Raw genomic sequence first — 7,505 nt, 5'->3', positions numbered from 1 at the left:
AGCGCGGCGACGCGCTCGGCCTCGGCGCGACCACGCGCGACCTCATCGCCTTCCTTCGCGCGCAGCAGGCCCTGATGGCGGCAGCCGCGCGCCTGCGCACGCCCGCGGGGCGCGCGCTCGTGCACCACGACCTCAAGTGGGACAACGTGGCCGTCGCACCCGGCCCCTCCCCCGTCATCGTCGACTGGGAGCTCGCGGGGGCGGGCGATCCGGCTTGGGACCTCGGATGCCTCGTCGCCGAGCATCTGCTGCGCGGCAGGTCGGCCGCGGCCGGGCTGCCGTCGACCGGCGGTGAGCTCGTGCGCGGGTACGGCGAAGCCGCGCGGATCTCGTCGCGCGCCACGGGACTGTTCGCGGAGCGCGTCGCGCTGGCCGCGGTGCTGCGCCTCGCGCAGTTCGCCCTCGAGGTCGCCGAGCGGAGCGAGCACGGCGATGAGGAGCAGTCCCACGGGCTCGCGGACCTCGCGATCGGGCACCAGGATCACCTGGCTGCGCTCACGGAGGAGCTGCGCTCATGCCTCGCACGATGACCTCCGCTGCCGCCGCCGAGGCGGCGGTCGTCCGCGGCGAGCGCGCCGCAGAGGCGACGCTGCGTGCACTGAGCCGGGCGCTCGCGCTCGTCGATGCCTCGGACGACGCACGCGAACTGCGCGGGGGCGCTCCGACCGGCGTCGAGATCGAGAACCCCCTCGCGGAGTGGCTGTACGCGAACTGGTGGACCGCCGGGTCCGGCGATGAGGTCACGCCACCGGAGCGCACCTTCGTCGCCCCTCCCGCGTTCCCCCGCGTCGGGCTGTTCGAGGCGATGCGGCGCCGTGCGGCGGGCACGTCCGAGGCGTGGATCGTGCTCGCCGTCGGCGATGGAACGGTCACGGTCGTGGCATCCCGGGCGCCCTCCTCCGCCCCACCGGGCCACGTCCGCATCGCGACCGACCGCATCCTCTCGTCCTCGCGGCCCGGCTGCCGCCCCGCGCCGGGCGACCTCGTGACGATCACCCGGGGGTCGTCGGGATGGGACCGCGAGTCGGGATGGTGGTGGGCGCATTCCGGTGAGGGTGTCCCCGACGGCCCCCTCGACCGCTGGTACACGCACTCCCGCTCCCCGGAGGACTCGGCGGCCCTGCTGCCTGCACTGATGGGCGCGTTCGCCGACGCCGGGAGCGCCTTCTCGCTCAAGTGCCTGCCCACGCCCGCCGGGTACGGACGGCCCGATGCGCTCGTCGTCTACACGCCGCGGGGCGTCCGGTCACGGGTGGCGGCGTCACTTCGGCAGGCCGTCGACATCGCGCCGCACGTCGATGCCGCGATCCCGCCGACGACACGACGCATCGCCCGGGGGATCGGGATGTCGGAGGATCCCGCCGACGGCACCAGCTTCGGTCAGCTGCGAACGGCCCAGGTCGCCGCGATCGCGGCGATGACCGCGAACACGGATGCGGCGCCCCACCGTCTGCGCGAGGCCGCCGACGCGGTCGGCCTCGACGTGGCACGCCCCTGGAAGGCACGACCATGAAGGCGATCGCCCTGGCCGCCGTCGCGCCGGCGGAGGTGCGGTCGCCCGCCGAACTCGGCATCGCCGCGATCGCGCTGGCACGCCGCCTCGCTGCCGACGTGGTCGTCGACGACCGCGGGCGGCCGCAGTGGATCGGCGACGAGATCGACCTCGCCGCGAGCCCGGACGGATCGGTCCTGAAGACGGGGCCCGTCGACGACGGCCTCCTCACCGGGCGGGCAGGCATCGCCCTCGCCCTCGCGGCGGCGGCACGGCACGCGCGCGACGCCTCCTTGGCGCTTCTCGCGCAGGCGACGCTCGCCGACGTGCTCGACCGCCGCCGAGCCGCGCGGCGCGGACAGCTCGGCTGGCAGAGCGGAGACCTGGGGATCGCGATCGCCGCCGAACGGATCGCGGATATGCTCGGCCGGCCCGGCCTCGCGGACGGAGGCCGTCTGCTCGCCGCGCGCGCGGTCGCCGCGCTCGCCACGGCGGACGACTCGTGGCTCCCCGGGTACGCGGACCTTCTCGACGGCTCGGCCGGCCATCTGCTCGCCGTGCTCGCCGCCGCACTGCCGGCGAGTGCGGAGGGTCATCGGGGGGCGGCCGCCGAGCGGCTCGTGGGCGACCTGCGCGCTCGCGCCGTCGTCGACGTCTGCGGCGCACGCTGGCCGATGGCCGACGGCGACCGCGCGGTCACCGGCCTCGCCCACGGCTCTTCGGGCATCGGCCTGGCGCTGCTCGCGGCGGAATCGGCCGGCGTCGTCGGTGCGGACCGAGCGCTCGCCGATGCCGCGTGGACGTGGGAGGACGCGGGTCACGGCGCCGAGGACGGCGGCTGGTACGACCTGCGCCTGGATGAGCCGGCGATCGGTCTGGCGTGGTGCCACGGAGCTCCCGGAATCGGCCTCGCGGCGGCGCTCCGCTCGCGGATCGACGGGGACGATGCCCTCGAGTGCGAAGCGACCTACCTGCGCGCGCTCGGTTCGATCCATCGCGCGCGGCGCGAGTTCCCCGATGATCAGGGCGACGACGCCACCCTGTGCCACGGCCGCTCCGGCATCGTCGAACTGCACCTGGCCGGCGCCGAGGCGGCGTGGTCCACCGATGCCGCGTCCCGCGAGGAGCGCCGGCGCGCGGCGCGGTACGAGGCATCCGTCATCGCCGCCGGTATCGATGCCGACGGGAGCACGGCGTGGAGCCACGGCGTGCGGGACGGCCGGTCGCCGGCGGTCCTCGACGGGACCGCGGGCGTCGTGCTGACGCTGCTGCGCTGCGCCGGTTCGCTGGCGAGCGTCGCGCACCCGCCGCTGCGGCTGCGGTGACTCAGCGCACGTCGCCGGCGGGCGGATCCTGGAGCGGCTCTTCGACGGGCATGAGGCCGGTGTCGCGCCTCTGGGCGTCACCTGCGCCCCCGAAGCCGACCCACGCGTCAGGCTCGGCGATCCTCACGCCCGACACGGCCTGCGCACGATCCGCGTAGTCGGCGACCGACTCGTCGACCGTGGCGATGAACACATCGGGCAGCTCCGGCGCGGGCGGCGAGACCGACTCGGCGCCGGCGTCGCGAAGGCCTGCCTCGACAGTGCCCTGGTCGGCACCGGGGTCGACGGTGATCAGATAGCGCACGCTCACGCGGCCATCCTCACCCCCTGCTGCGGCACGCACAAGGGCGGCAACCGGCGTCCGGCCCGGATCGGCGAGTCTAGGCTGGAGTCGTGACACCTTCGCACCGCCCGCATGAGCTGGTGGTCGAGACCCGCGAGATCGAGCACGTCGACGACCTCCTCGCCTACGCGTCTCCGGGCGAGCCCCTCGCCTGGCTGAGACGCGGCGACGGCATCGTCGGCATCGGCCAGCTGGGCGGTTACGAGCGCGGCCCCCGCTCCGCTCCCGGCGTCGACCCGGCGACGCTGCCGTCGGCGGCGGAGACGTGGCGACAGATCGCCGCGACTGCGGAGATCGATGATCCCCTCGGCCTCCCCGGAACGGGGCTGGTCGCGTTCGGCACGCTCGTCTTCGACGAGAGGTCGTCGAAGACCAGCCGGCTCGTGATCCCGCAGGCTGTCATCGGGCGCCACCACGGACGCTCGTGGGTGACGCGCATCCGACGCGTCGCCGCCGACATCGGCGACGCTGTCGTCGAGCCCACGCCATACGGCCCGTACTGGTCTGCCACGCTCGGCCCCGGCACGCTCAACCCCGCCGGCTACCAGGCCGCGGTCCGCGAGGCCGTCGACGCGATCGTCCGCGGAGAGCTCGAGAAGGTCGTGCTCGCGCGTGATCTCGTCGGCACGATCCCCGCCGGTGCCGATGTGCGCCGCCTGGTGCGCGCCCTCGCCGACGACTACCCCGATACCTGGACCTTCGCCGTCGACGGTCTGATCGGGGCGAGCCCGGAGACCCTGGTCACCGCCTCGCGCGGCGTGGTGACCGCACGCGTGCTCGCCGGGACGATCCCGCGCGGGACCGATGCGCACGATGACACCGAGGCATCCACCTCCCTCGCGCACAGCGCGAAGGACCTCGACGAGCACCGCTTCGCCGTGCAGAGCGTGCTCGCGAAGCTGGGGCCGCACGTGCGCCATCTGCGGGCCGATCCGGAGCCGTTCACGCTCAAGCTGCCGAACCTCTGGCACCTCGCGACCGACGTCGCAGGAGACCTGGCCGACCACGCCTCCGCCCTCGACCTGGTGGCTGAACTCCACCCCACGGCAGCTGTGGCCGGCACGCCGACCGACGCCGCGCTGGAGCTGATCCGCCGGCTCGAGCCGTTCGACCGCGGCCGCTACGCCGGGCCGGTCGGCTGGATCGACGGCGACGGCAACGGCGAATGGGCCATCGCCCTGCGCTGCGCGCAGATCGGCGGGGAACCGCCCCGCAACGTCGCCGAGTACAGCGCGACGATCCCGGTCGTCGCCCACGCGGGCGCCGGAATCGTCGCCCAGAGCAACCCCGACAAGGAGCTGCTCGAGACCAGGGTCAAGTTCCGCCCGATCGTCGACGCGCTCGCCTGAGCTCGTACACACAGCCGGGAGTCTTGTCGGGGCTGAGGAGCATCCGGGCGAGGACGATGCCGAAACCGGCGGCGGTCTCGGGCTCGCGCTCGAACCGGTTCGGCGGTGATACCTGCCCTCTCCACGACGAACGCCTCCCCGCCGAGATGCCGGCGGGGAGGCGTTCTGCGCGCAGCGGTCAGGCGCCCGCGAGGCGCCGCTTCTCGGCTTCGACGTCGAAGGTCGCCTTCGGCCACTGCGGGTCGATGTCCTCGAGCGCCTCCAGCAGCAGATTCTGGACGGCGAGCCGTGCGTACCACTTGTGATCGGCGGGCACGACGAACCAGGGCGCGTGCTCGGTCGACGTGCGCTCGAACGCGGTCTGGTACGCCGCCATGTACTGCGGCCACAGCTCACTCTCGTCGACGTCGGTCGGGTTGTACTTCCAGTGCTTGTCGAGACGATTGAGGCGCTGCATCAGGCGCTTCTTCTGCTCATCCGGCGAGATGTGGAGCATCACCTTGACCACCCTCGTGCCCGAATCGGTCAGCTGACGCTCGAAGTCGTTGATCGCCGCGTAGCGACGCTCGATCTCCTGTTCGGGGGCCAGGCGCCTGACCCTGCCGATGAGCACATCCTCGTAGTGCGAGCGGTCGAAGACGCCGATCATGCCCGAGACGGGAAGCCGCTGCTTGACCCGCCACAGGAAGTCGTGCTTCAGCTCTTCCTCTGTGGGCTTCTTGAACGCCGAGAGCACGATGCCCTGCGGGTCGACAGAGCCCACGACGTGACGGATGATGCCGCCCTTGCCGGCGGAGTCCATCGCCTGCAGCACCAGCAGCACCGAGGCGTTCGTCGCATCGACGCGGCTGCGCGCATACAGACGCTCCTGGTACTCGTCGAGCTCGGCGGCGCCGGACGTGAGGTCGTCCGCGGCGTGAGCCTTGTCCTTCTCATATCCCGGGGTCGAGCGGGTGTCGACGTCGGCGAGGACGAAGCCCTCGCGGACACGGAGGAGATCGGCGACGTCGCCGCTCCAGTGCTTCTGCCTCGAGGCGATCATGGAGCCATCATGGCGGATGCCGCGGGCTCAGCGCTCGAGCGGAACCTCGATGAGCTGCCGACCGCCGACCGGCGACGTGAGCACCTGGTCGAGAGCCGCCCGCGTCGTGACCCGGCGGTACTCCCAGCCGTACGCGAGTGCGAGCTGCTCGAGGCGCACGGTGTGCGGGGTCAGCAGCACCCGGTCCATCACGTCGGCGCCCGCGACGGCTGCCACCTCGAGGCCGTCGAAGATGGTGCCGCCGCCGTCGTTGCCGACGATCAGCTGGAGGCGCGGCTCATCCTCCTGGGGAGGCAGGAGCATCGCGCCGGCGTCGTGCAGCAGCGCGAGGTCGCCGAGGATCACGCGCGTGACGCCCGCGCCGCCGCCGGACTGGCTGGCGAGGGCGATGCCGGTCGCCGTGGCGATCGTCCCGTCGATGCCGGCGAGCCCGCGGTTGGCATGCACCGGCACCTTCTTGCCGGGGAGCACCTGGTCGGCGACCCGCACCAGGCGCGACGAGCCGAACACGAGGCGGTCATGCGGCCACGTCGCACGCCAGACGGCGTCGACGAGCGCAGCACGGTCGACGGGCGCGCGGATCACTCCGAGCTCCGCCGCGATCGCTCCCAGCCTCTCCCCCGGCACCGCCGACGAGAGACCGTCGGCATCGGGTGCCGGCGGCGTGAGATCGACGGATGCTGCGCGCGACGCCTGCATCCAGTCCCCGAGCCATTCGCGGTCGGGGTCGCCCGTGGCGACCGCGATGCGGTCGGCGGCCAGGGTGACGCCGTTGAGATTGAGCGGCTCGCCCGGACCCCGGACCGCGATGACCTCGATCTCGGGGTCGGAGAGCAGCGCGGCGGTCTCTCTGCTGAGAGTCGGGTGGCCGAGCACGACGACCCGTTCGATGCGACCGCCCAGGTGCGGGTCGCGCAGCAGCGCGCGGTAGCCGTGCACGAGCTGACGCCCGAAGCGCGCACCGCTCACGATCTCGGCGACGAGCGGCCACGCGCCGACGTGGGCGAGCTCCTCCGCATCGGGGCCGGCGTCGGACCCCGCGAGAACGATGGTCCGGGGACCGCGCTCGAGCACGAGCGGCGCGTCCTCCGGCTCGGTCGGGAGGTCGGCCTCGCCGATGCCGCCACCGCCTTGATACAGGGCGCCGGATGCCTCGTCCTCGGCGTCGATCGCCACCGGGGGGCCGTCGGGGTCGTCGACGACGGCGGTCTCTAGCTCGGCGGCGGGTACGCCCATCCACGCGGGGAGGGCGCCCGACAACGGCTCGCGGTACGGCAGGTTCAGGTGCACCGGCCCCGGCGACCGCGTGCCCGCACCCAGCGCCGCGGCGACCGCGTCCTCGGCGAGCAGGCGGAGCATCGCGCTCTGCTCGTGCGTGCCGTCGGGATCGGGCGCCTCGGGCACCGGCACGTCGGTCTCGAGCCGCACCGTCGGCGCGAACATCCCCGGCTGGCGCGTGGTCTGGTTCGCACCGACCCCGCGCAGCTCCGGGGGGCGGTCGGCCGTGAGCAGCAGCAGCGGCACGCCGGCGTGATGGGCCTCGAGCGCGGCGGGCAGCAGGTTCGCCACCGCGGTGCCCGACGTGCAGACCACGGCCGCCGGCATCCGGGTCTCTCGTCCGATGCCGAGCGCCGTGAAGCCCGCGACGCGCTCGTCGATGCGGACGTGGAGGCGGAGGGCGCCCCGCCGCTCGAGCTCGGCGGCGACCAGGGCGAGCGCCTGCGAGCGCGAGCCCGGGCTCAGCACGACATGGCGCACCCCGAGCTCGACGAGCCGGCACAGCAGCGCCGCGGCGGCGTCGGTCGCGGGCGCCGGATCGAGCGCGGCAGCTGGTTCGAGTGGTGCGGGCGCGCTGTCGGAGTCGGCCACGTCAGCCGATGACCCCGCGCTGACCGCGGGCGTCGTCGTCGCCGCCCGCGGGACGGAACGGCGGCTTCGGCTGCGGCGGGGTGCC

General features: G+C 73.9%; 7 protein-coding genes. 4 read left to right on the top strand and 3 right to left on the bottom strand.

Translation table 11 applies throughout. The annotated features are described in order from the left end of the window. The 3 genes from AC3A46_RS19110 to AC3A46_RS19100 form a co-directional block, all read left to right on the top strand. A partial coding sequence (locus AC3A46_RS19110; RefSeq protein ID WP_487666641.1) for a phosphotransferase family protein occupies positions 1–530 on the top strand: 530 nt, incomplete at its 5' end. After that, the gene (locus tag AC3A46_RS19105) at positions 515–1,513 is read left to right on the top strand and encodes a T3SS effector HopA1 family protein (protein ID WP_487666640.1); all 999 of its coding nucleotides are present in this window, start codon (positions 515–517) and stop codon (positions 1,511–1,513) included. The genes AC3A46_RS19110 and AC3A46_RS19105, both read left to right, overlap by 16 nt. Next, complete coding sequence (locus AC3A46_RS19100) at positions 1,510–2,817, top strand: lanthionine synthetase LanC family protein (protein ID WP_487666639.1); 1,308 nt, start codon at positions 1,510–1,512, stop codon at positions 2,815–2,817. The genes AC3A46_RS19105 and AC3A46_RS19100 overlap by 4 nt, the downstream gene beginning before the upstream one ends. A gap of 1 nt (position 2,818) precedes the next feature. Here the strand turns inward: AC3A46_RS19100 and AC3A46_RS19095 are convergent, their stop codons facing one another. Further along, positions 2,819–3,127 carry a hypothetical protein gene (locus tag AC3A46_RS19095; protein ID WP_487666638.1) on the bottom strand — a complete coding sequence of 103 codons (309 nt, stop codon included), beginning with the start codon at positions 3,125–3,127 and terminating at the stop codon, positions 2,819–2,821. Between the two features lie 83 nt (positions 3,128–3,210). On the opposite strand from AC3A46_RS19095, the gene AC3A46_RS19090 reads away from it, so the two are divergent. After that, a complete protein-coding gene (locus tag AC3A46_RS19090) occupies positions 3,211–4,509 on the top strand; it encodes an isochorismate synthase (protein ID WP_487666637.1) in 1,299 nt (432 codons plus the stop codon). A gap of 178 nt (positions 4,510–4,687) precedes the next feature. On the opposite strand, the gene AC3A46_RS19085 is transcribed toward AC3A46_RS19090, so the two are convergent. Next, positions 4,688–5,551 (bottom strand): polyphosphate kinase 2 family protein, encoded by an 864-nt coding sequence (locus AC3A46_RS19085; protein ID WP_487666636.1) that lies wholly within the window; start codon positions 5,549–5,551, stop codon positions 4,688–4,690. Between the two features lie 27 nt (positions 5,552–5,578). Next, entirely contained in the window at positions 5,579–7,420 is a 1,842-nt protein-coding gene (gene menD, locus AC3A46_RS19080) for a 2-succinyl-5-enolpyruvyl-6-hydroxy-3-cyclohexene-1-carboxylic-acid synthase (protein ID WP_487666642.1), read from the bottom strand. Positions 7,421–7,505: the final 85 nt, after the last annotated feature.

The sequence above is a fragment of the Microbacterium sp. Soil_C_42 genome, from assembly GCF_057656735.1.
Note: the sequence above shows the minus strand (reverse complement) of the source record. Positions and strands in the feature narration are given on the sequence as shown.